The 23389-nt window shown below is 67.3% G+C and carries 18 protein-coding genes and 1 riboswitch; of the genes, 7 read left to right on the forward strand and 11 right to left on the reverse strand.

Features of this window, described 5'->3' with window-relative positions:
- Positions 1–91 precede the first annotated feature (91 nt).
- Entirely contained in the window at positions 92–2005 is a 1914-nt protein-coding gene (typA, locus tag J1M43_RS11250; protein WP_033104802.1) for a translational GTPase TypA, read from the reverse strand.
- A gap of 111 nt (positions 2006–2116) precedes the next feature.
- Between typA and J1M43_RS11255 the strand changes: the two genes are divergently transcribed.
- Entirely contained in the window at positions 2117–2923 is an 807-nt protein-coding gene (locus tag J1M43_RS11255; protein WP_033104803.1) for a CPBP family intramembrane glutamic endopeptidase, read from the forward strand.
- A gap of 2 nt (positions 2924–2925) precedes the next feature.
- On the opposite strand, the gene J1M43_RS11260 is transcribed toward J1M43_RS11255, so the two are convergent.
- The 9 genes from J1M43_RS11260 to J1M43_RS11300 all read right to left on the reverse strand — a co-directional run bounded on the left by J1M43_RS11260 (position 2926) and on the right by J1M43_RS11300 (position 13716).
- Complete coding sequence (locus tag J1M43_RS11260) at positions 2926–3234, reverse strand: zf-TFIIB domain-containing protein (protein WP_033104804.1); 309 nt, start codon at positions 3232–3234, stop codon at positions 2926–2928.
- A 22-nt stretch (positions 3235–3256) separates the two neighbouring features.
- The gene (locus J1M43_RS11265) at positions 3257–3814 is read right to left on the reverse strand and encodes a PH domain-containing protein (RefSeq protein WP_206476720.1); all 558 of its coding nucleotides are present in this window, start codon (positions 3812–3814) and stop codon (positions 3257–3259) included.
- Positions 3814–5460, reverse strand: a complete 1647-nt coding sequence (locus J1M43_RS11270) for an ABC transporter ATP-binding protein (protein WP_033104805.1) — start codon at positions 5458–5460, stop codon at positions 3814–3816. The genes J1M43_RS11265 and J1M43_RS11270 overlap by 1 nt, the downstream gene beginning before the upstream one ends.
- Entirely contained in the window at positions 5457–6401 is a 945-nt protein-coding gene (locus tag J1M43_RS11275) for an ABC transporter permease (protein WP_033104806.1), read from the reverse strand. The genes J1M43_RS11270 and J1M43_RS11275 overlap by 4 nt, the downstream gene beginning before the upstream one ends.
- Positions 6388–7320 carry an ABC transporter permease gene (locus J1M43_RS11280; RefSeq protein WP_033104807.1) on the reverse strand — a complete coding sequence of 311 codons (933 nt, stop codon included), beginning with the start codon at positions 7318–7320 and terminating at the stop codon, positions 6388–6390. The genes J1M43_RS11275 and J1M43_RS11280 overlap by 14 nt, the downstream gene beginning before the upstream one ends.
- An 81-nt stretch (positions 7321–7401) precedes the next feature.
- Positions 7402–9033, reverse strand: a complete 1632-nt coding sequence (locus tag J1M43_RS11285; protein ID WP_206476721.1) for an ABC transporter substrate-binding protein — start codon at positions 9031–9033, stop codon at positions 7402–7404.
- A gap of 143 nt (positions 9034–9176) precedes the next feature.
- Positions 9177–12077, reverse strand: a complete 2901-nt coding sequence (gene gcvP, locus J1M43_RS11290; RefSeq protein WP_241245427.1) for an aminomethyl-transferring glycine dehydrogenase — start codon at positions 12075–12077, stop codon at positions 9177–9179.
- Positions 12078–12139: 62 nt separating this feature from the next.
- On the reverse strand, positions 12140–12535 hold the full coding sequence (gcvH, locus tag J1M43_RS11295; protein WP_206476723.1) for a glycine cleavage system protein GcvH: 396 nt from the start codon (positions 12533–12535) through the stop codon (positions 12140–12142).
- Entirely contained in the window at positions 12532–13716 is a 1185-nt protein-coding gene (locus J1M43_RS11300) for a glycine cleavage system aminomethyltransferase GcvT (RefSeq protein WP_206476724.1), read from the reverse strand. Before J1M43_RS11300 ends, gcvH begins: the two co-directional genes overlap by 4 nt.
- A gap of 233 nt (positions 13717–13949) precedes the next feature.
- Positions 13950–14045, reverse strand: a riboswitch (glycine riboswitch).
- Positions 14046–14168: 123 nt separating this feature from the next.
- Here J1M43_RS11300 and J1M43_RS11305 point away from each other — a divergent pair.
- The 6 genes from J1M43_RS11305 (at position 14169) to J1M43_RS11330 (ending at position 21083) form a co-directional block, all read left to right on the forward strand.
- Entirely contained in the window at positions 14169–14909 is a 741-nt protein-coding gene (locus tag J1M43_RS11305) for an NUDIX domain-containing protein (RefSeq protein WP_052166681.1), read from the forward strand.
- Positions 14906–16231, forward strand: a complete 1326-nt coding sequence (gene nadA, locus J1M43_RS11310; protein WP_206476725.1) for a quinolinate synthase NadA — start codon at positions 14906–14908, stop codon at positions 16229–16231. The genes J1M43_RS11305 and nadA overlap by 4 nt, the downstream gene beginning before the upstream one ends.
- Positions 16228–17832 (forward strand): L-aspartate oxidase, encoded by a 1605-nt coding sequence (gene nadB, locus J1M43_RS11315; RefSeq protein ID WP_206476726.1) that lies wholly within the window; start codon positions 16228–16230, stop codon positions 17830–17832. The genes nadA and nadB overlap by 4 nt, the downstream gene beginning before the upstream one ends.
- Positions 17832–18683 (forward strand): carboxylating nicotinate-nucleotide diphosphorylase, encoded by an 852-nt coding sequence (gene nadC / locus J1M43_RS11320; RefSeq protein ID WP_033104812.1) that lies wholly within the window; start codon positions 17832–17834, stop codon positions 18681–18683. Before nadB ends, nadC begins: the two co-directional genes overlap by 1 nt.
- Positions 18684–18699: 16 nt before the next feature.
- The gene (locus J1M43_RS11325; RefSeq protein WP_033104813.1) at positions 18700–19830 is read left to right on the forward strand and encodes a cysteine desulfurase family protein; all 1131 of its coding nucleotides are present in this window, start codon (positions 18700–18702) and stop codon (positions 19828–19830) included.
- A 311-nt stretch (positions 19831–20141) separates the two neighbouring features.
- Positions 20142–21083 carry a glycosyltransferase family 2 protein gene (locus tag J1M43_RS11330; RefSeq protein ID WP_033104814.1) on the forward strand — a complete coding sequence of 314 codons (942 nt, stop codon included), beginning with the start codon at positions 20142–20144 and terminating at the stop codon, positions 21081–21083.
- A 124-nt stretch (positions 21084–21207) separates the two neighbouring features.
- Here J1M43_RS11330 and J1M43_RS11335 read toward each other — a convergent pair whose 3' ends face one another.
- Positions 21208–23262 (reverse strand): ABC transporter ATP-binding protein, encoded by a 2055-nt coding sequence (locus tag J1M43_RS11335; RefSeq protein WP_033104815.1) that lies wholly within the window; start codon positions 23260–23262, stop codon positions 21208–21210.
- Positions 23263–23389: the final 127 nt, after the last annotated feature.

A 23389-nucleotide genomic window follows, 5' to 3' on the forward strand; every position in this document is an offset into this window, starting at 1 on the left:
CGGCGACGCCCCCTCTGCGCATCGACGCCCCCTCGGTCAGACGTGGCTGAGAGGGGGCGTCGGCGGCCGAAGGGGGCGTCAGCGCGAAGGGTTACGCGTTGGCGTCCTGACGCTTCAGGCGCGACGTCTCACGACCGCGCACGGTCGCGTCGAGGTTGACCTTGCGGATGCGAACGACCTCGGGAGTCACCTCGACGCATTCGTCGTCACGGGCGAACTCGAGGCTCTCCTCGAGGGTCAGCTGGCGCGGAGGCGTCATCGACTCGAACGTGTCGGAGCTGGCTGCACGCATGTTGGTGAGCTTCTTCTCCTTGGTGATGTTCACGTCCATGTCGTCGGCGCGCGAGTTCTCGCCGATGACCATGCCCTCGTAGACCTCCTGCGTGGGCTGGACGAAGAACGACATACGCTCCTGCAGGGCGATCATCGCGAACGGGGTGACGACACCCTGACGGTCGGCGACGATCGAGCCGTTCTGGCGCGTGGAGATGTGTCCTGCCCAGGCGTCGTAGCCGTGCGAGATCGCGTTGGCGATTCCCGTGCCGCGCGTCGTGGTGAGGAACTCGGTGCGGAACCCGATCAGACCGCGCGAGGGCACGATGAACTCCATGCGCACCCAGCCGGTGCCGTGGTTGATCATGTTGTCCATGCGGCCCTTGCGGGCCGCCAGCAGCTGCGTGATCGCGCCGAGGTACTCCTCGGGAGCATCGATCGTGAGGTGCTCGAACGGCTCGTGCGTCTTGCCGTCGACCTTCTTGGTGACCACCTGCGGCTTGCCGACCGTGAGTTCGAAGCCCTCACGGCGCATGTTCTCGACCAGGATGGCGAGGGCGAGCTCACCGCGGCCCTGCACCTCCCAGGCATCGGGGCGTCCGATGTCGACGACCTTGAGCGAGACGTTGCCGATGAGCTCACGGTCGAGGCGGTCCTTCACCATGCGGGCGGTGAGCTTGTGTCCCTTGACCTTGCCCATCAGCGGCGAGGTGTTGGTACCGATCGTCATCGAGATCGCAGGATCGTCGACGTGGATCTGCGGCAGCGGGCGCACATCTTCGGGGTCGGCGATGGTCTCACCGATCGTGATGTCCTCGAAGCCTGCGATGGCGACGATGTCGCCGGGAGCGGCGGACTCGGCCGGGTAGCGCTCGAGCGCACGGGTCTTGAGCAGCTCGGTGATGCGGGCGTTGCTGGTCGTGCCGTCTGCACGGACCCAGGCGACGGTCTGGCCCTTCTTCAGCGTTCCGTTGAAGACGCGAAGCAGTGCGAGGCGGCCGAGGAACGGGCTGGAGTCGAGGTTCGTGACCCAGGCCTGCAGCGGGGCTTCGTCGTCGTAGGACGGTGCCGGGATGTGCTCGAGGATCGCGCCGAAGAGCGGCTCGAGGTCGTCGTTGTCCGGGAGCGAGCCGTTCTCGGGACGGTTGCGCGAGGCTGCACCGGCACGACCGGAGGCGTAGACGACCGGCACGTCGAGCAGTGCGTCGACATCGAGGTCGGGCACGTCATCGACCATGTCCGAGGCGAGCCCCAGCAGCAGGTCGTGCGCCTCCTCCTCGACCTCGGCGATGCGAGCGTCAGGACGGTCGGTCTTGTTCACCAGAAGGATGACCGGCAGCTTCGCCTCGAGCGCCTTGCGCAGCACGAAGCGGGTCTGCGGCAGCGGACCCTCGGAGGCGTCGACGAGCAGCACGACACCGTCGACCATGGAAAGGCCGCGCTCGACCTCGCCGCCGAAATCGGCGTGACCCGGGGTGTCGATCACGTTGATCGTGATGTCCTGCCCGTTCGCGTGCACACCCTTGTAGGTGATCGCGGTGTTCTTCGCGAGGATCGTGATGCCCTTTTCACGCTCGAGGTCGTTCGAGTCCATGGCGCGTTCGTCCACGTGCGCGTGCTCGCCGAACGAGCCCGTCTGGCGCAGCATGGCGTCGACGAGCGTGGTCTTGCCGTGGTCGACGTGCGCGACGATAGCGACATTGCGGAGGTCAGAGCGAAGGGCGTGCGCCATGCAAGTTTCCTAAAAGGGAGGGGAAATGCCGGGATGCCGACGGTCCAGGATATCGCACGATCGCTGATCACTCTCTGAGCGTGCATACGAACGCTCCCGTAGCATCAGACTGTGACCCTTCGACGAGCTCAGGGATCGACGGATTCCTTCTCCGCTGCACCTTCGCGTGCGCGCATCTGGTGGGAGATCGCCATCGTCCTCGCGCTCGGCCTCGGCGAATCCGCCGTCTACTCGATCGTGCAGCTCGCATACCGGCTCACCGACTCCACACCGCTCGCGGATCAGACCACGGCGCTCAACCCCTCGCGCAGCGATCGCGAGATCTTCGACCTCATCTACCAGGTGCTCGGGATCGCCTTCTCGATCGTGCCGGTGCTGCTGGTCTGCTTCCTGCTGTGGCAGGCCTCGCGCCCGCACCTCGGCAGGCTCGGACTGGATGGCACACGGATCGGCCGCGACATCGGCCGCGGCATCCTGCTCGTGCTGGCCATCGGCATCCCGGGACTTGCGCTCTACGTCGGCGGACGGATGCTGGGACTCTTCGTCGCCGTGAACGCCGGCAGCCTCGACAACTACTGGTGGACGGTGCCCGTCCTGCTCCTCTCCGCGGCGCGCGCGTCACTCATGGAGGAGTTCGTCGTGCTCGGGTATCTGTTCTTCCGCCTGAAGCAGCTGGGCTGGAGCATCTGGCCGATCATCATCGCGACCTCTGTGCTGCGAGCGAGCTACCACCTGTACCAAGGGCCGGGAGCGTTCATCGGGAACCTCGCGATGGGTCTGCTGTTCGGCTGGCTCTTCGCCCGAACCGGTCGGCTGCTGCCGTTCCTGGTGGCGCATTTCCTGATCAACGCCGCCGCGTTCGTCGGCTACCCGTGGGCCGCGGCGACGTTCCCCGCCGTGTTCGGTCTGCCCGGCTGAGGTCAGTCGAACAGGTCGCTGAGCCAGCTCTCGCGCTTGCGGGGTCGACCGTGACCATCCCGGTCATCGCGGCGATGACCGTCGTAGCGCGGCTGCTCGTACGCCGGCGGGGCGTTACGCTGCTCACGGTCTCGGCGCTCCGACGTCGGCGGAGCGTAGGACTGCGGCTGCGGAGGCGTGACTGAGCGCTCGATGATCTTGTCGAGCTCACCACGGTCGAGCCAGACACCGCGGCACTGCGGACAGTAATCGATCTCAATACCGCTGCGATCGGTCATGACGAGGGTGGAACCATCAGTAGGACATTGCATGAGCCGACACAACCAGACTTCGCTATGAGAACCGTGTGACAATGATCGCGATGACGGCCCACACCGCGAGCACCGCGAAAGCGATGATCGCCGGCCGGTCCCAACTGCGCAAGACAACAGCCTCCGGCGACACATCAGCCTCGAGGCGCAGACGCTGCAGCTTCGCGATACCGTCGTGCGCCCCGTCGTCGGCGTCCTCACGGGTTCGTCCGGGTCCGAGCCTTCGAGGTCGTGAGCGCGACGGCCCGCCGAAGCACCTCACGACCTGACCGTCATCGAGGGTCAGTTCGAGCTGCCACCGCATCGCGACGCGTTTCATTCTGCTCCACGGCACCCACGTTCGCCTGACGAGGTTCTGGACGCCGACGCCAGTGGTGTCCGCGCGGACGTCTGAGGCGATCCCCGCGACGTGGATGACCCAGAGCAGCAGCAGCAGCCAGGGCGCAAGCAGGAGTGCTTCACCGATGCCGGATCGGACGGTCGCCTCGACCAGCAGCGCTGCGGCGATCACCGCGGTGATGCCGAACAGCCAGACGGCACCGGTGACCCGAAAGACCCGCGGCGGCCTGGCCGCCGACATCAGCCGACGCCACCCAGCGGCAGCGAAGCACCGGGGATGGCCTCCAGCAGCCGGCGGGTGTACTCCTGCTGCGGGTTGCTGAAGATGTCGTCGACCCTCCCCTGCTCGACGATGCGGCCCTTCTCCATGACGCATACGAGATCCGCCGCGACCCGGACCACCGCGAGGTCGTGCGTGATGAACAGATATGTCAACCCGAGATCGCGCTGGAGGTCGGAGAGCAGATTCAGGATCTGGTCCTGCACCAGCACGTCCAGGGCGGAGACTGCTTCGTCCAACACGACGATGTCAGGCTTCAGTGCGATCGCACGTGCGATCGCCACCCGCTGCCGCTGACCTCCGGACAGCTCATTCGGGTAGCGCCACGCGAGCTCCTGCGGCAGAGCGACCTGCTCCAGCAGCTCGAGCGAACGCTGATGCTGCTCTTCCCTGGTGCCGATGCCGTGCACGTGCAGGGGTTCTGCGATGAGGCTCCCGATGCTGCGCAGCGGGTCGAGCGAGCCGTACGGATCCTGGAACACCGGCTGCATTCGCCGACGCAGCCGGAAGACGTCGGCGCGCGACATCGTGCTGGTGGCTTCACCGTCGATGAAGATCTCACCGTCAGTCGGCTTCTCCAACTGCAGCAGCATCTTCGCGACCGTGGATTTTCCCGATCCCGACTCTCCCACGAGCGCCAGCGTCTTGCCGCGAGGAATCGAGAACGACACCTCGTCGACGGCGCGGAAGCGTTCGTGCTTGAGACCGCCCGTGCGGATCGAGTAGTCCTTGACGAGATCGCGCACCTCGACCACGGGAGCCGCCGTGCCGGCCGGCTCGTCGCTCGCGTGCACGGTGGTGCCGATGCGCTTCGAGGCAAGGCTCGGAGCCGCGGCGACGAGGCGCTGGGTGTACGGATGCTGCGGGTTGGTGAGGATCTCGGCGCTGGGTCCCGCTTCGACGATCTCACCCTGATTCATCACCAGGATGCGGTCAGCACGCTCTGCGGCAAGACCGAGATCGTGCGTGATCAGCAGCACCGAGGTGCCCCGATCACTGGTGAGCGAGGCGAGGTGATCCAGGATCACGCGCTGCACCGTGACGTCGAGCGCGCTGGTGGGCTCGTCGGCGATCAGCAGCTTCGGGTCGGCCGCCAAGCCGATTCCGATGAGCGCGCGCTGGCGCATTCCCCCGGAGAACTGATGCGGGAACTGGTGCATGCGGCGGGCCGCGTCGCTGAGGCCGGCTTGGACCAGCACCTCCACGGCACGGTCGTGCACCTCTCGTCGACCTTGCGCCAGACCGTTGGCGCGGACCGCCTCCTTGACCTGGAATCCGATCGACCAGACGGGGTTGAGGTTCGACATCGGGTCCTGCGGCACGTAGCCGATCTCGCGACCGCGGATCCGCTCCATCTCCCCACGACTCGCCTTCGTGAGGTCCCTGCCCGTGAGCACGATACTGCCGCTGGTCACCGTACCGGTGCCGGGCAGCAGATCGATGATCGCCGCCGCGGTGGTCGACTTGCCCGAACCCGACTCCCCCACGATGGCGAGCGTCTCGCCCTCGAGGATGTCGAAGCTCACGCCGTGCAGCACCTCTCGGGACTGCCGGCCGCTGCGGAATGCGACCTTCAGATCGCGGATGCTGAGCAGTGGCTGGTTCATCGCTGTGCCCTTGCCTTCGGGTCGACGGCGTCGCGCAGCAGCTCGCCGAGTGTGATGAACGCCAGCACCGTGAGCGTCAGCGCGAGCGACGGCCAGAACAGTGCCATCGGCGCGGTGCGGATGCTCGTCTGCGCCTGGCTGATGTCATTGCCCCACGACATGGTGCCGCCGCCGAGGCCGACGCCGAGGAACGACAGCGTCGCCTCCGCGACGATCGCCGCACCGAGGCTCAACGTGGCGACGACGATGACCGGGGCCATCGCGTTCGGCAGCACGTGCGAGATGAGCGTGCGGAATCGGGAGAGCCCGACGGCTTCCGCGCCCATCACGAAGTCCGCCTGTTTCACGCGCAGCACCTCGGCGCGCATGATCCTCGCCGTCGATGCCCACGCGAAGCCGCCGATCGCGAACGCGAGCACGATCTCGTTTCGCACCGGCATCACCGACATCACGACGATCGCGGCGATGATGTACGGGATGGTGAAGAAGATGTCACCGACGCGGGACAGCAGCGAATCGAGCCATCCGCCGTAGAAGCCGGCGAAGGCCCCCATCGCCATTCCGACGATCGTGCTGATGAGAGTCGCCAGAACGCCCACGATGACAGACGTACGCGTGCCCCAGATGATTCGCGAGTACACATCGCAGCCCTGACGTGTGAATCCGAAGGGATGTCCTTCTTCTGGACCGCCGTTACTGCTCGCGAGCGAACAGCCGTTGTTCGGCGCCACGCTCGTGAAGAGTCCTGGCCAGAGCGAGACGATGACCACGAGCAGCACGAATGCGGAGGAGATCCAGAACAGGGGGCGCCTGCGCAGGTCTCGCCACGCATCGATCCAGAGGTTGCTGCGCTTGGCGCTGATACGGACGACGTCGACTGGGACCGACGTCGTGTCGACGGGAGCGACGAAGTGCTCTGCGTGCGCGTCAGGACGGGACATAGCGGATCCTCGGATCGAGCAGGCCGTAGACGAGGTCCACGACGATATTGATGAGCACATAGACGACGACGAACACCGTGACGAACGACACGACGGTCGGATTCTCGCCGCGGATGATCGCCTGATACAGGGTGTTGCCCACACCGGGGACGTTGAAGATGCCCTCCGTCACGGTGGCGCCGACCATGAGGATGCCGAACACGGTGCCGAGGTCGGTGACCATCGGGATCAGTGAGTTGCGCAGCACGTGCACGGGGATCACGCGTCCTCGTGACAGACCCTTGCTGTACGCGGTGCGCACCCAGTCCTGGTTGAGGGTCTCGATCGTCGACGTCCTGGTGAGGCGCATGCTCGTCGCGTACACACTCAATCCGAGCACGATGGCCGGCAGCCACAGATCACCCCAGTCGTTGCGTGCCCCGACTGTGGGTCTGAACCAGCCGAGCTGTACGGCGAGGAAGTACTGTGCGAGAAAGGCCAGCACGAAGATCGGCACGGCCACGAAGACGAGCGCGACCACCAGCATCGAGTTGTCGAAGATGCCGCCCTTGCCGAGCGCGGAGAACAGCCCGATCACGATGGCCAGGACGAATGCGATCACGACCGCCATCACCGCGAGACGCAGCGTGACCGGGAACGTCCTTGCGAGGATGTCGATCACCGGCTGGCCGGAGAAGCTGATGCCGAAGTCGAGCCGGAAGATGCCGGCGATGTAGTAGAAGTACTGCACGATGAACGGCTGATCGAGATGGTACTGCGCGCGCAGCCTCTCAAGCAGAGCCGGGTTCGGCTGACGGTCTCCGAACAGCGCGGCGATGGGATCGCCGGGCATCGCGAAGACCATGAAGTAGATCAGCAGGGTGGCGCCGAAGAACACCGGAATCGCCTGCAGGATCCGTTTGAGGATGTAAAGAGCCACCCTCGACCTCCCTTCGAGTGCGCGGACGCACGTACGACGAGGCGATGGTCGTGTTCACCACCGCCTCGTCGTGTGTCGGTGTCAGCTGACCTTGGTGATCTGCTCGTAGAGCGGCACCGAGTTCCAGCCGAACTCAACGTTGTCCACGGTCTCGCCGTAGCCGCCGACCACGTTCGAGTACCACAGCGGCGTCGCGGGGAGGTCCTGCAGAAGCACTTCCTGCGCCTTCTGGAACAGGCCGTTCGCCTCTTCGGCGTCCGTGGCCGAGATGCCCTCCGACAGCAGCTTGTCGAACTCGGGGTTCGAGTAGTCACCGTCGTTGGAGCCGGCGTTGGTCGCGTAGAGCGGGCCGAGGAAGTTGTACAGACCGGGGTAATCGGCCTGCCATCCGGTACGGAAAGCGGTCTGGATGGTGCGCTCGGTGACCTCACCGCGCAGCTCGGCGAACGTCGGGTACGGTGCGCCCGATGCCTCGATGCCGAGCGTGTTCTTGATGGAGTTCGCTGTCGCGTCGACCCAGGCCTGGTGGCCGCCGTCCGCGTTGTACGCGATCTGGAACTCACCGCTCCACGGGCTGATCGCGTCGGCCTCGGCCCACAGCTCCTTGGCCTTCTCGGGGTCGTACGCCAGAACCTCGGCGCCCATGAGCGAGTCGGACCAGCCGTCGATGACCGGCGAGGTGAAGTCGCTGGCCGGGGTGCGGGTGCCCTGGAAGATCACGTCGGTGATCTCCTGGCGGTTGATCGACATCGAGATCGCCTGACGACGCAGCACGCCTTCTTCGCCACCGAAGTGCTCGAGGCGCTCCGGGATCGTGAACGACTGGAAGATCGCTGCCGGCTGGTTCACCGCGCGGTCGCCCAAGTCGGACTCGAAGGTCTCGAATGCCGAGTCCGGGATCGCGTCGAGGACGTCGAGCTCACCGGCGAGCAGGTCCGCGTATGCGGAATCCTGAGACGCGTAGAACTTGATGTCCAGTCCGCCGTTGGCCGGGGTGCGGGGTCCGTCGTAGTCCGGGTTGGACACGAGGTTGATGCCGACGTCATGCTGCCACGCGCCTTCGCCCTCGAGCATGTACGGGCCGTTGCCGATCGGGTTCTCGCCGAACGACTCGATGTCGTCGAAGGCCGCGTCGGGCAGTGGGTAGTAGGCCGAGTACCCCAGGCGCTGTGCGAAGTCGGAGGCCGGCTTGTTCAGCGCGATCGTGAAGGTGTAATCGTCGACCTGCTCCAGGCCTGTCAGCTCGGAGTCCGCGTCGTAGCTGAAGCCCTCGATGTCCTCGAAGAAGTAGCTGGAGAGCTGCTCGTTCGACGCGAGTGCGCCGTAGTTCCACGCCTTGATGAAGTTGTCAGCGGTGACCTCTTCGCCATCGGTGAACGTGAGCCCCTCGCGGATCTTGACCGTCAGGTTCTGCGGGTCATCGACCGTGATCTCCTCGGCGACGTCGTTGAACACCGAACCGTCAGCCGCGTAGCCGATGAGTCCTGCGAACATCGCGTCGAGGATCTTGCCGCCCCCGACCTCGTTGGTGTTGGTCGGGATCAGCGGGTTCTGCGGCTCGGAGCCGTTGACCGTGATGATCGCCGTGGCGTCGCCCCCGGCGCCTTCGCCATCGTCGCCGGCGCCGTTGTTCGAGCCCGCGCAACCGACCAGCACAAGAGCGCTGGCGGAGAGCAGACCGACCCCGGCCAGGGTGATCTTGTTTCGCTTCATGTCTATGTCCTCCTGTGGACAGGTGCAAATGCGTCCCGTGTTCGGGTCGCAGATGTGTTGAGACTAACCTCGCGCGCGCGATTTGAGGCCCTGCGTTAATCAACCGTTACTGAGTGGTGACCTTCATGAAACATCGATTTCTGCTACGCGAACGCCTCGATCGGCGGGCATGCGCAGACGAGGTTGCGGTCGCCGTATGCCTGGTCGATCCGTCGCACGGGTGGCCAGTACTTGCCCGCGACCAGGGAATGCACCGGATATGCCGCATCCTCGCGCGTGTAAGCGTGCGTCCATTCCCCCGCGATCAGCGAGACCGCGGTGTGTGGTGCGTTCACGAGCGGATTATCGTCTGCAGGCCAGCGACCGGATGCCACGGCATCCGCCTCGCCCTTGATCATGATCATCGCCTCGATGAACCGATCGATCTCGCCGAGGTCTTCCGACTCGGTCGGCTCGACCATCAGCGTGCCTGGTACGGGGAACGACATGGTCGGGGCGTGGAAGCCGTAGTCGATGAGACGCTTTGCGACATCGTCGACGGTGATGCCGGTGGCCTCCTTGAGCGGGCGGAGGTCGAGGATGCATTCGTGCGCCACCCGGTCGTCCTCACCCGTGTAGAGCACGGGGAAGTGATCGCGCAGGCGCGCGGCGATGTAGTTCGCCGACAGGACGGCTGCTGCAGTCGCGTCGCGCAGTCCTTCGGCTCCCATCATCCGCACGTACGACCACGAGATCGGCAGGATGCCGGCCGATCCATACGGCGCGGCGGAGACCGCTCCCCCGGCGAACTCGTAGCCGCCAGAGTGCGTCGCACGCTGCGCGAGGGGGTGAGAGGGCAGGTGCGGCGCCAGGTGCGCTTTCGCCGCCACCGGACCGATTCCGGGGCCGCCGCCGCCGTGCGGGATCGCGAACGTCTTGTGCAGGTTCAGGTGCGAGACGTCGCCGCCGAGATCACCGAAACGAGCGTAGCCGAGCAGTGCGTTGAGGTTCGCGCCGTCGACGTAAACCTGGCCGCCGGCGTCGTGCACCGCGGAGGTGATCTCCACGACGTCGTGCTCGTACACGCCGTGCGTCGAGGGGTACGTGATCATGAGCGCAGCGATCTCTTCGGCGTTCGACGCGATCTTCGCGCGCAGATCGTCGAGATCGACGTTGCCCAGCTCGTCGCACGCGACGACGACGACCTTCATGCCGGCGAGCACCGCGGATGCCGCGTTCGTACCGTGCGCCGACGACGGGATCAGGCACACCGTGCGGTGCGTGTCGCCGTTCGCGAGGTGGTAACCGCGGATCGCGAGGAGTCCGGCGAGCTCGCCCTGCGAGCCGGCGTTCGGCTGCAGCGAGACGGCGTCGTATCCGGTGACCTCTGCGAGCCAGCTCTCGAGCTGGTCGATCATCTCGAGGTAGCCCTCGACGTCGGATGCCGGGGCGAACGGGTGGATCCCGGCGAACTCCGGCCATGTGATCGATGCCATCTCGGTCGCCGCGTTGAGCTTCATGGTGCACGAACCCAGCGGGATCATGCCGCGATCGAGCGCGTAGTCGCGATCGGCCAGGCTCTTCAGGTACCGCATCATCGCCGTCTCGCTGTGATGCACGTGGAAGACGGGGTGGGTGAGGTATTCGTCCTGGCGGGTCAGCGAGGTCGGGAGTGCAGTGGCTTCGACTCGCTGCGCTCGCTCAGCCCGTTTCGTCTCGCTCCGCTCGCTCAACGACCCGCGAAGGCTCGCCCGCAGCAGCGAGCCGAAGGCGGACGACTTCGCGCCGAAGAGCGAAGCGACGGCATCCAGTTCAGCACGCGTGGTCGTCTCGTCCACCGAGATCGCGATCGTGTCGTCGTCCACGAGGCGGAGCAGGATGCCGAGCTCGTCGTGCGCACGCCCGACCAGCGCTGCGGCACCGGCCGCGTGCACCGTGAGTGTGTCGAAGAACGCCTCGTGCACGACCTCGGTGCCGGCTTCGGCCAGTCGATCGCCCAGAGCAGCGGCCTTGGACGCGACGCCCGTCGCGATCCCGCGCAGTCCGTCAGGCCCGTGGTAGACCGCATACATCGCCGCCATGACGGCGAGCAGCACCTGTGCCGTGCAGATGTTGCTCGTGGCCTTCTCGCGGCGGATGTGCTGCTCCCGCGTCTGCAGGGACAGCCGGTACGCGGGCTTGCCGTCGGCATCCACCGATACGCCGACGAGGCGCCCTGGCAGCTGTCGCTCGAGTCCCTGACGCACGGCCATGTAGCCGGCGTGCGGACCGCCGAAGCCCATCGGCACGCCGAAGCGCTGGGTGGTGCCGACCGCGACGTCGGCGCCGAGCGATCCGGGAGAGCTGATCAGGGTGAGGGCGAGCAGATCGGCCGCGACGACCGCGAGGCCGCCCGCGACGTGCGCGGCGTCGATCACGGCACTCGGATCCCAGACGAGACCGGATGCCGCGGGGTACTGCACGAACACGCCGAAGAGCTCATCGGGCAGAGCCTCGCCTCCGGCGAGATCGCGTTCGACGAGTTCGATGTCGAGCGCTGCCGCACGGGTGGAGAGCAGCGCCTTGGTCTGCGGGAACGCACCGGCATCCACCACGAACACGTTCGTCTTCGCCTTCGAGGCTCGCCTGGCCAGCAGCATCCCCTCGGCCACGGCCGTGGACTCATCCAGCATCGAGGCGTTCGCCGTCGACAGGCCGGTGAGGTCGGCGACCATCGTCTGGAAGTTGATCAGCGCCTCCAGGCGACCCTGCGAGATCTCCGGCTGGTACGGCGTGTACGCCGTGTACCAGGACGGATTCTCCAGAACGTTGCGCTGGATCACGCTCGGGGTCAGCGTGCCGTAGTAGCCCAGACCGATCATCGAACGGTTCACCCGGTTGCGCGAGGCGAACGCGCGCAACTCGGCGAGCGCCTCGGCCTCGGAGGCAGCGGGCGGGATGACACCATCCCCGGTCGCTGAGCCTGTCGAAGCGTCGGTGTAGATCGATGCCGGCACAGCGCCGCGCATCAGCGCCTCGAGCGAGGTGGAGGGGTCGGAGGTGTCGATGCCGAGGGCGTCCAGCATGATGCGCTGGGTCTCGGCTGTCGTCCCGATGTGACGATCGGCGAAATTGGTCACGAGCTCGATCAACCCTCCGTCAGCGCGACGTAGGCGGCACGGTCGAGAAGGCCGTCGGCCGCGTCGTCGGCGATCAAGATCTTGATGAGCCATCCGCCTTCGAAGGGCGCCGCATTGACGAGTGACGGGTCATCGACGACTGCGTCGTTGATCTCGACCACGGTTCCGGTGACGGGAGCGTAGAGCTCGCCCACCGACTTCGTCGATTCGATCTCGCCGACGACCGTACCCGCTGCGATCTCTGTGCCGGCCTCTGGGAGTTCGACGAACACGACGTCACCGAGTTTCTCGGCGGCGAAGTCGGTGATGCCGATGGTCGCGACGCTGGTCCCTGAGCCTGTCGAAGGGGCGATGTCGAGCCACTCGTGCTCTTCGGTGTACGAGAGTGCGTTCAGATCAGTCATTTCTTCCTCCGGTAGAAAGGCAGTGCGGTCACGGTCGCGGGGATCTTCGTGCCCCGCACATCAAGGAATACGGCGGTCCCTGTCTCGGCAGAAGCAGGGTCGATATAGGCCATCGCGATCGGATGGCCGAGCGTCGGGCTGAGCGCACCGCTGGTGATCTCACCCAGCACTGTGCCGTCGCCGGCGACGACTGCGTACCCGGCGCGTCCGGCACGCTTGCCCTCGGCTGCGAGTCCGACGAGCACCGGTGCGTCCTCGGCGAGCGCCACGGCATCCTTGCCGATGAAATCGATCTTGTCGGATGCGACGACCCGGCCGAGTCCGGCCTGCGCGGGCTTGATCTCCCGCGACAGCTCGTGCCCGTACAGGGGCATTCCTGCCTCGAGGCGGAGCGTGTCTCGTGCGGCGAGACCAGCGGGAACGATGCCGTGAGTCTCACCTGCCGCGAGCACCGCGTCCCAGAGCGCGACGGCGTCTTCGCTGCGCACGAGCAGCTCGAAACCGTCCTCCCCCGTGTAGCCGGTGCGTGCGATCAGCAGCGGTGCTCCGAGGAAGAAGGCGTCGGCCCACGCGTAGTACTTCTGATCCGCCCACGGGATGCTGACATCGGTGATGCCGGCGGTCGCGGCCGCTATCGCCTCGGATGCCGGGCCCTGAACGGCGAGCAGGGCGTAGGTGTCGGAGACGTCTTCGACGTCGACGCCGCGGTCGCCGAGGAAGCCGGCGAAGCTGCGGTCCTCGCCCTCGGCGCGCGGGGGAAGGTCCCGCTCGATCCGCGAAGGGAACGACCGCACGCGCGAGGCGAAGGCCGCATCCACGAAGCCTCGGTTGCCGGCGTTCGCGATCACCAGGAATCGGTCATCCGCGAGCCGGTACACGATGACGTCATCGATGATGCCGCCGTCCTCGGCGAGCACGAGCGAGTACTTCGCCTTGCCGATCGCCATCGTGGACAGGCGCCCTGCGAGCGAGTAGTCGAGGAACTCGGCGGCGAAATCGCCGGCCACGAGGAACTCCGCCATGTGCGAGATGTCGAAGAGTCCAGCGGCCTGGCGCACGGCGTGATGCTCGGCGAGGTCAGAGGTGTAGCGCACCGGCATCTGCCAGCCGCCGAAGTCGGTGAACGACGCACCGAGCGACTCGTGTCGCTCGCGCAGCGGGGTGAAGCGGGCCTCGATCATGGAGTTCTCCCGGATGGATCGGAAGGATGCCGTACGGAATGCACGGTATCCGAGAACTCCCCCTCTGTCATGGGCCTGAGAGTTTCGCCCGTGCGCGTGGCGCAGGGCTTTCACCGTCGGCGGAAATCAAACGTGAGACTCGCGGAGCTTGTCTCGCCAGGTTTCGACTCGGCGCCGGGGCGCCTCGCTCAACCCGAAATCTTGCTTCGCTCGATTTCGCTTTTCAGAGTGGCCTGACCGGCGCGGTACGCGGTACCTGAGAGATTGGCAGGGAGGCTTGCTCCTTCGGTGCCCGGCTGTGATCACCGGGGCTCTCCCGCACGGGTCGTGGGGCCTGTCTTCAGTTATGGGGACAGCTTAGCGTGCAAGCTCCGCGCCCGCCGTCACACGAGCGTCATGATGTTGATCTTCAAGTCACCATGACACTAAGATCGTTCGCGGAGGTTAAAGTCATGGTGACCAGAACCAGTGAACCCGAGATCCGCGTCGCGGTCTCGACGGTGATCCTGACGCTGCGGCGCGCGCCCGGCCCCGATCAGCCGTCGCTCGCGCTGCCGCTGGTGCTGCGCACGCGCGATCCCCACCAGGGCGATTGGGCGCTGCCGGGTGGCTGGCTCGAGCCGGACGAGAGCCTTGAGGATGCGGCGGCGCGCACCCTGCACGAGACCACGGGCCTCTCCCCCAGCTACCTGGAGCAGCTCTATGCCTTCGGCGCCGTGGATCGCTCACCGAGCCGCGTCGTCTCGATCGTGTACTGGGCGCTGCTCCGCTCGGACGAGGTCGACGCGCAGAGCGCCGCGCACGTGGCATCCGGTCTAGCGCCCGAGAATGTGGAGTGGTTCGACGCCGGCGGGCTCCCCTCGCTGGCGTTCGACCACAACCAGATCATCGACTACGCCCTCTGGCGGCTGCGCAACAAGGTCGGCTACAGCAGGGTCGCGCACGGGTTCCTGCCCCCGACGTTCACACTCGCCGACCTGCGGGAGGCCTATGAGGCGATCCTCGGCAGACGCCTGGATCCGGCGAACTTCCGCCGTCAGGTCGAGACCTCAGCCGCACTGCTGCCGACCGATGAGTTCCGCACTGGCAGCCACCGGCCTGCCCGCCTGTACCGATACGACGATGCCGTCGAGCTGGCCGACCGCGGCCCGCTCGCCCCCGAGAAAGCTGTCAAGGAGAAGAGGACCCGATGACCCTCCTGCCGTTCCCCGAACTCACCGACCCCGGCAACACCGACCCCTCCGTCGATCACGCCATCCAGGCGATCGTCGGCGGCGCCTCGACCGATGCCACCTGCAGCACCGACCTCGCCGAGGGGCCGTGGACATTCGACAGTCGGCCGGGCTACGGCCCTGGATCCTCGATGGGCGATGTCATCCCCACCGGCTCCCCGCGTCAGGGCGAGCTGCCGGTCGAGTACCGCGAGGCCGGCGAGGACGAGCTCGATGCGCGCATCCGTGCCGCGAAGGCGACGCTCGGTGACCGCGTCGTCGTGCTCGGACACTTCTATCAGCGCGAAGAGGTCGTGCAGCACACCGACTACGTGGGCGACTCCTTCCAGCTCGCGAACGCCGCGCTCGATCGCCCGGAGGCCGAGGCGATCGTGTTCTGCGGCGTGCACTTCATGGCCGAGACCGCTGACCTGCTCTCTCGTCCGGAGCAGTCGGTGATCCTCCCGAACCTCGCCGCCGGATGCTCGATGGCCGACATGGCCGACATCGACCAGGTCGAGGACTGCTGGGAGCAGCTCGCCGACGTGCTCGGACCGCTCGACGTCGCCGACGATACCGGGCGCGTGCCGGTGATCCCGGTGACGTACATGAACTCCTCCGCCGCGATCAAGGGCTTCGTCGGACGCCACGGCGGGATCGTCTGCACCTCGTCGAACGCCGAGACCGTGCTCGAGTGGGCGTTCGAGCGCGGACACCGCGTGCTCTTCTTCCCCGACCAGCACCTCGGCCGCAACACCGCCAAGGCCATGGGCGTCGCGCTCGAGCAGATGCCGATGTGGAACCCTCGTCGGCCGCTCGGCGGGTCTTCCGCAGAGCAGATCGTCGACTCGCGCGTCATCCTGTGGCACGGATTCTGCTCGGTGCACCGCCGGTTCACCGTCGGGCAGATCGAGCAGGCTCGTGCAGAGCACCCCGGCGTGCGGGTGATCGTGCACCCCGAATGCCCGATGGAGGTGGTGGATGCCGCGGATGAGGCCGGTTCCACCGACTACATCCGCCGCGCGATCGACGCCGCCACCGAGCCGACGACGTTCGCGATCGGCACCGAGATCAACCTGGTCAGGCGGCTCGCCGCCCAGTATCCGCAGCACGAGATCTTCTGCCTGGATCCCGTCGTCTGCCCGTGTTCGACGATGTACCGCATCCACCCGGGCTATCTCGCCTGGGTGCTCGAGGAACTCGTCGCCGGACGCGTCGTGAATCAGATCTCCGTGGCGGCCGGCGTGGCGACTCCCGCACGCGTCGCACTGGAGCGGATGCTGGCAGCGAAGCCGCGCGCATGAACATCGTCGTCGTCGGCTCCGGCATCGCCGGTCTTACGGCAGCCCTCCACGCCTCCGAGGTCGGGCATGCGGTGACGCTCGTGACCAAAGGGTCGCTCGGCGACGGATGCACGCCGCTGGCGCAGGGCGGCGTGGCCGGTGTCTACGGCGCGGGTGACTCCCCCGCGGTGCACGCCGCCGACACTCTCAGCGCGGGCGCTGGGCTGTCAGACGCCGACGCTGTCAACGTGCTGGTGGGCGATGGTGCGGCCCGCATCGCCGAGCTGATCGCACGCGGCGTCGCGTTCGACCGTGCCCCCGACGACACCCTGCAGCTCGGCCGCGAGGCGGCCCACAGTCACGCCCGCATCGTGCATGCGGGCGGCGATGCGACCGGTTCCGAGATCTCCCGTGCGTTGATCGATCAGGTGCGACGGGGTGCGGTCGACATCGTCGAGCACGCCTTCCTGGTCGACCTCCTTGTCGATGACGGCGCGGTCCGCGGCATCCGGATGCTGCGCCACGACGCTCTCGTCGATATCGAATCGGATGCCGTGATCCTCGCGACCGGCGGCGCCGGGCAGCTGTACGCCCGCACGACGAACCCGATCGGTGCGACCGGCGACGGGATCGCCGCGGCACTGCGGGCGGGCGCCGAGGTCGCGGACCTGGAGTTCATGCAGTTCCATCCGACCGTGCTCGCGGCGGGGCCGGCGTTCCTCATCTCCGAAGCCGTGCGCGGCGAAGGGGCGACGCTGCTCGACGACGAGGGCAGGCGGTTCGTGTTCGACGCGCACCCCGACGGTGAACTCGCTCCTCGCGACGTCGTGTCGCGCGCGATCGCGAGGCAGGCCGTCATGCAGCAGGGTCCGGTGCTGCTCGATGCGACGATGCTCGGTGCCGAACGCCTGGCAGAGCGCTTCCCGACCATCGACCGGGTCACCCGCGAGCGAGGATTCGACTGGGCGCGCGGGCCGATCCCGGTGACGCCGGCCGCGCACTACCTGATGGGCGGCATCGTCACCGACCTCGACGGCCGCGCTTCGCTGCCAGGGCTGTTCGCGGTCGGCGAGGTCGCACGCACCGGGGTGCACGGTGCGAACCGCCTCGCGTCGAACTCGCTGCTAGAGGGGGCCGTGTTCGGCGCTCGCGCGGCTGCGGCTGCGGTGGGGGCTGCCGGTTCTGTCGTCTCTGCCAGGCTTCGACTCGCTCCGCTCGCTCAACGCGTTTCGTCTCGCTCGGCTGCGCCTCGCTCGCTCAACGACCCGCAACAGAACCCCCAAGGGTCGTTGAGCGAGCACAGCACCCCCCACGGGTCATTGAGCGAGCGCAGCGAGACGAAACGCGTTGAGCGAGCCGAAGGCGAGACGAAACGACGCAAGCAGCTCCAGCAACTCATGTGGGATCACGCCGGGCTCCTGCGCACCGACGAAGGTCTGACCGAAGCCCTCGGCACGCTCCGCGCCTGGCGCGCCATTGCCCCTGCCCCAACCACCCTCGCAGAGCACGAAGACGCCAATCTCCTGCTGCTCGCGGAGGCCACGGCATCCGCCGCTCTCGCCCGTACCGAATCCGTCGGCGCGCACCATATCGACCACGAACCAGCCCTGATCGGAGCCTGATGCTCACCGCAGCCACCCTCACCCGCATCGTCGGGGCCGCCCTCGAAGAGGATGCCCCGTGGGGCGACCTCACCAGCACGACGCTGCTGCCGGCCGATGCCACCGCGACCGCCGACCTCACGGCCCGCGAGCACGGCATCTTCAGCGGCGGCGACGTCTTCACCGCGGCATTCACGTTGACCGATCCGACCCTAACGATCGACCTGCACGTCGGCGAGGGCGACGAGTTCGCGCCTGGCGACGTGCTCGCGACCGTGTCAGGCTCGGCGCGCAGCGTCCTCACCGCCGAGCGCGTGGCGCTCAACTTCACGCAGCGGATGAGCGGCATCGCGACGTTGACCGCCCAGTATGTGAAGGCCGTCGAGGGAACAGCTGCGCGCATCGCCGACACCCGCAAGACGACGCCGGGGCTGCGTGCCTTCGAGCGGCACGCGGTCGTGTCCGGCGGCGGCAGCAATCACCGCTACTCGCTGTCGGATGCCGTGATGGCCAAGGACAACCATCTGGCCGTGCTGCAGCGATCAGGAGCCGATCTCGCAACGGCGCTGCGCGCAGCCCTGTCGCGCCTGCCGCACACAGCGCACGTCGTCGTCGAGGTCGACCGGCTCGACCAGATCGAGGCCGTGCTCTCCGGCGGCGCCCACACCGTGCTGCTCGACAACTTCTCGCTCGACGACCTGCGCTCAGGCGTCGCTCTGATCGGCGATCGAGCCACGGTCGAGGCATCCGGCGGCGTGGATCTCGACACCGTCCGGGCCATCGCCGAGACGGGCGTCGACGTCATCTCCGTCGGCGCGCTGACCCACTCCGCACGGGCTCTCGATCTCGGGCTGGATGTGCGGATCGCCTGATGCAGGACCTCGACTGATGCTCTATCTCGACCACGCCGCCACATCTCCGGTTCGTCCGGAGGTGCTCGACGCCATGCACCCGTACCTGACGGGGGTCTTCGGCAATCCGTCGAGTCACCATACGGCGGGCGAAGCCGCGGCGAGCGCGCTGGACGACGCGAGGGCGCGGGTCGCCCGCGTACTGGGCATGCGGACGGGCGATGTGATCTTCACCGCCGGCGGAACCGAGGCGAACAACCTCGCGGTGAAGGGCATCGTGCTCGCCGCGCTCTCCCGCGGTCGGCGCCACCTCGTCACCACACCGATCGAGCACGAGTCGATACTCGAGTCCGCGGACTTCCTGGGTCGGTTCCACGACGTCGAAGTGACGCACGTGGCTGTCACGTCCGCCGGGCGTGTGACGCCGGATGCCGTGGCCGAGGCTCTCCGCGACGACACCGCGCTGGTCTCACTCGGGCACGCGAACAACGAGATCGGCACGGTGCAGGATGCCGCAGCCATCGCGACGCTGACCGCAGCCGCCGGGGTGCCGCTGCACCTCGATGCCGTGCAGTCGGCCGGGTGGCTGCCGGTCACCGGCCTCGGAGCGGATGCGATCTCGATCGCCGGGCACAAGCTCGGCGCCCCGAAGGGCATCGGTGCTCTGGCCGTGCGCGGACGCGTTCCGCTGGAGCCGCTGCTGCACGGCGGCGGGCAGGAGCGCGGGCGGCGCTCGGGAACCGAGAATGTCGCAGGAGCAGTCGCCTTGGCCGTGGCACTCGAGCTGGCCGAGGCGGAACGCGAATCGGTCGCCGCTCGTGTCGGCGCGCAGACGCAGCGGTTCATCGGCGGGGTACTCGCCGCGGTACCGCAGGCCGCGCTGACCGGGGACCGCGAGAACCGGCTGTCAGGCGCCGCGAGCTTCACCTTCGCCGGTACGAGCGGCGAGGCGGTGCTGTTGGAGTTGGAGCGGCGCGGCGTGATCTCGTCCAGCGGTTCGGCGTGCGCCGCGGGGAGCGATGAGCCTTCGCATGTGCTTCTCGCCTGCGGTGTGGCGCCCGAGGTCGCGCAGACCTCGGTGCGGTTCACGTTCGGGCGAGACTCCCTGCCGGATGACGCGCCGGAGCAGCTCGCGGCGCTCGTCGCTGCGGCGGTGTCGGCCGTCTGACGTCCGGTGGCGCGGCTTCGACTCGCGCTGCTCGCTCAACCCGTTTCGTCTCGCTCCGCTCGCTCAACGACCCGAAAGCGCTGCTCGCTCAGCCCGTTTCGTCTCGCGCTGCTCGCTCAACCCGTTTCGTCTCGCTCCGCTCGCTCAACGACCCGCAAGCGCTGCTCGCTCAGCCCGTTTCGTCTCGCGCTGCTCGCTCAACCCGTTTCGTCTCGCTCCGCTCGCTCAACGACCCGCAAGCGCTGCTCGCTCAACGACCCGCGAAGGCTGTACCCGCGGCTTCTGCGGTCCCTCGGCCATAGACTCGAGACGTGCCAGACCCGATCGTGACGCTGATCGTCCCCGGTCGGGACGTCGAGTCATTCGCCCCCGCCGCGATCGCCTCGCTGCTCGTGCAGACCGAGCCGCGTTGGCGGGCCATCCTCATCGACGACGGTTCGAAAGACGCCACCGGCGACGTATTCGCGGATGCCGCGGCATCCGACTCTCGATTCACATACCTGCGCCACGAGGCATCCCGCGGGTTGGGCGCCGCCAGGAACGTCGGGCTCGAACTCGTCGACACCGAATACCTCGGCTTCCTCGATGGCGACGACGAACTCACCCCGACCGCCCTTGAGCGCCTCACGAGCACTCTCGCCGAGACGGGCAGTGACTTCATCGCCGGCGCCTACGTGCGCACACGCCCCCACGGTGACGGATACATCCCCGGACGCGTGCAGCCCTGGACATCCGCGGCTACCGACCCCGCACGCCGCCGCACGAACATCTTCGATCACCCCGCGGCGTCGGCGAACATCGTCGCTTGGTCGAAGATCAGTCGCACCGACTTCTCGCGCGATCTGCGATTCCCCGAAGGCGTTGCCTACGAGGATCAGATCGTCGCCCAGCAGATGTATGCCCGCGCTCGTTCCTTCGACGTCATCCCCGATGTCGTCGTGCACTGGCGCGTGCGACCCGACGGAACCTCGATCACCCAGACCAGGGACCAGCTGCCCGTGCTGCGCGACTACCTCGCGGCTCTCCGCGGCGGCATCCGCGTGCTGCGGGACGCCGGGGCTCACGCCGCGGTGATCGCGCGCCTCGACCTGATCCTCGCGATGGATATGGCGCCGCTCCAGGAGATCGCCGCCGCCCACCCCGATCCCGCCTATGCAGCCGAGGTCACGGCGTTCCTCGATGAACTCCGCGCGCTTCCTGAGTTCGCCGCCGCACATCCCGACCCCGACCTTGCCACAGCGCTGTCCTGGTGACGCACACGTCGTCACCGAGCACCGATGAACGCCGACCTGGATTCCTTGTTCGTCATCGTCGCCCGAGGCGGCGAGCGCATCGTGCCTTCGTCGACGGCGGCATGTCTGCGCACTGAGCGCGCCGCTACCCCTCGGCCGGATACACGCGCTGATCAGTGCCTGCGCCGTCGAGCAGCGGCACCGGCGACGTGAGCGCGTCCACGGCATCCGCGCCTGCGGAGTCATCCGGCGCCCGATCCGCGCGCCGGTTCGCGAAAGCGGCCGCCACGCCGCCACCGATCACGTTCTCCACGACAGTCTCCGTCTCGAGCACACGGGATGCTGCGACCTGCTGCGCGGCGAGCTCTGCATAGAGCCCGCCCTGAGCGAGCAGTTCCCCGTGCGTACCGGACTCCACGATCTGCCCCGCCTCAAGCACGTGGATGACATCGGCGCCCATGACGGTCGAGAGACGATGCGCGATGGAGATCGTCGTCCTGCCGCGGGCGGCCTCGTCAAGGGCCTCCTGCACGACGCGCTCGGACACCGTGTCGAGTGCTGAGGTCGCCTCGTCGAGGAGCAGCACCGGCGGGTCCTTCAGCAGCACCCTGGCGATCGCGATGCGCTGCTTCTCGCCGCCGGAGAGCCGGTAGCCGCGCTCCCCGACGATCGTGTCGTAGCCGTGCTCGAACCCGGCGATGATGTGGTGGATGTTCGCCGCCGTGCAGGCCGCGATGACCTCGTTCTCGGTGGCATCCGGCCTGGCGTACATGAGGTTCTCGCGGATCGTCGCGTGGAACAGATAGGTCTCCTGCGAGACGATGCCGACGTTGTCGATGATCGACTCCTGCGTGAGCGTGCGCACATCGGCTCCGGCGAACAGCACCGCTCCCCCGTGCGCCTCGTACAACCGCGGAGCGAGGTACAGGATCGTCGTCTTGCCCGCCCCGGACGGCCCGACGAAAGCGATATGCTGGCCCGGCTCCGCCACGAACGAGACGCCCTGCAGAGTCGGACGGGCGTCGGGCGCAGCATCCGGATACCTGAACACGACCTCGTCGAACTCGACCCGACCGAGGGGCCCAGGCGCCGCATCCACCGGGATCGCATCCGAGGAATCCTCGATCTCCGGCACCAGATCGAGGTACTCGAAGATGCGCGCGAACAGCGCCTGCGAGGTCTGCAGATCGAGCGATACCCGCATGAGCCCCATCAGCGGCTGCAGCAGCCGCGCCTGCACGGTGGTGAACGCGACCACTGTGCCCGCGGTGATCGCCCCAGCGCCTCCGGCGATCAGGTAGCCCGATACGAGGTAGATGACGGCGGGAACCGACGCCATCAGCACCTGGACGACGGCGAAGAAGCCCTGGCCGCTCATCGCCCGGCGGACCTGCAGCTTCACCTGATTGCGATTCTCGCCCTGATACCGCTGCGATTCGGCCCGCTGGCGGTTGAACGACTTCGACAGCAGCATGCCCGAGACGCTCAGGGTCTCCTGAGTGATGGACGTCAACTCCGAGAGCGATTCCTGCGTCTCCCCCGCGATACGCGCGCGGACCTGACCGACACGGCGCTGCACGATGATCAGGAACGGCATCAGCACGACAGCGATGAGGGTGAGGCGCCAGTCGATCAGGATCATCGCCACCAGCGACGCGATCACCGTCACGACATTGCCCAGGATGCTGGTGACCGTGTTCGTGAGCACGCCGGAGACACCGCCGACATCGTTCTGCAGTCGCGACTGGATGACACCGGTCTTGGTGCGCGTGAAGAAGCCGAGTTCCATCGCCTGAAGGTGTTCGAACAGCCGAACGCGCAGATCACCCGTGACGCTGTTGCCCACCGTCGAGGTCAACCAGGTCTGGCCGACGCCGAGCACGGCGGAGAGCAGGAAGAGCCCGACCATGATCAGCACGAGACGGATGAGCAGTGCGATCTCGGGACTGCCGCCGTCGACCGGGAAGAGCGCGTCGTCGAATATGCGCTGGACGATCAGCGGCGGGATGACCGCGATGCCGGCCCCGACCACCACGAGGATGCCGGTGAGGATGATGCGGCCGAGATAAGGACGGAACAAACCCACGACCCGCTGTCCGAGTCCGGAGATCCGCGGCGCCTCGGCGTTCAACCGCTTCTGCGCCGCCTCGTCGACACCGCGGAAGCCACCTCCACCTCCACCACCGCGCCCGCCGCCCATGCTCATCCGGTCAGCCTAGCCCCGAGAAAATCTCGCCGGAGAGGGAATGCCCGCAGGCAGGACTGCGTTACCATGATTCGTTGTCCACGAGTGGGTTCCGCTTCTTCGGCTCCGTCGTCGGCCTTCC

The sequence above is a fragment of the Microbacterium sp. KRD172 genome, assembly GCF_017168295.1.
Classification (GTDB): domain Bacteria; phylum Actinomycetota; class Actinomycetes; order Actinomycetales; family Microbacteriaceae; genus Microbacterium; species Microbacterium profundi.

What these genes read in the sequence shown, in the direction of transcription:
- J1M43_RS11300 (WP_206476724.1), bottom strand. Translation starts at nt 13,716, where the DNA reads ATGATCGAGGCCCGCTTCACCCCGCTGCGCGAGCGACACGAGTCGCTC.
- J1M43_RS11270 (WP_033104805.1), bottom strand. Translation starts at nt 5,460, where the DNA reads ATGAACCAGCCACTGCTCAGCATCCGCGATCTGAAGGTCGCATTCCGC.
- J1M43_RS11285 (WP_206476721.1), bottom strand. Translation starts at nt 9,033, where the DNA reads ATGAAGCGAAACAAGATCACCCTGGCCGGGGTCGGTCTGCTCTCCGCC.
- nadA (WP_206476725.1), top strand. Translation starts at nt 14,906, where the DNA reads ATGACCCTCCTGCCGTTCCCCGAACTCACCGACCCCGGCAACACCGAC.
- typA (WP_033104802.1), bottom strand. Translation starts at nt 2,005, where the DNA reads ATGGCGCACGCCCTTCGCTCTGACCTCCGCAATGTCGCTATCGTCGCG.
- J1M43_RS11325 (WP_033104813.1), top strand. Translation starts at nt 18,700, where the DNA reads ATGCTCTATCTCGACCACGCCGCCACATCTCCGGTTCGTCCGGAGGTG.
- gcvP (WP_241245427.1), bottom strand. Translation starts at nt 12,077, where the DNA reads ATGCTGGACGCCCTCGGCATCGACACCTCCGACCCCTCCACCTCGCTC.
- J1M43_RS11305 (WP_052166681.1), top strand. Translation starts at nt 14,169, where the DNA reads ATGGTGACCAGAACCAGTGAACCCGAGATCCGCGTCGCGGTCTCGACG.
- nadB (WP_206476726.1), top strand. Translation starts at nt 16,228, where the DNA reads ATGAACATCGTCGTCGTCGGCTCCGGCATCGCCGGTCTTACGGCAGCC.
- J1M43_RS11335 (WP_033104815.1), bottom strand. Translation starts at nt 23,262, where the DNA reads ATGGGCGGCGGGCGCGGTGGTGGAGGTGGAGGTGGCTTCCGCGGTGTC.
- gcvH (WP_206476723.1), bottom strand. Translation starts at nt 12,535, where the DNA reads ATGACTGATCTGAACGCACTCTCGTACACCGAAGAGCACGAGTGGCTC.
- J1M43_RS11260 (WP_033104804.1), bottom strand. Translation starts at nt 3,234, where the DNA reads ATGCAATGTCCTACTGATGGTTCCACCCTCGTCATGACCGATCGCAGC.
- nadC (WP_033104812.1), top strand. Translation starts at nt 17,832, where the DNA reads ATGCTCACCGCAGCCACCCTCACCCGCATCGTCGGGGCCGCCCTCGAA.
- J1M43_RS11265 (WP_206476720.1), bottom strand. Translation starts at nt 3,814, where the DNA reads ATGTCGGCGGCCAGGCCGCCGCGGGTCTTTCGGGTCACCGGTGCCGTC.
- J1M43_RS11275 (WP_033104806.1), bottom strand. Translation starts at nt 6,401, where the DNA reads ATGTCCCGTCCTGACGCGCACGCAGAGCACTTCGTCGCTCCCGTCGAC.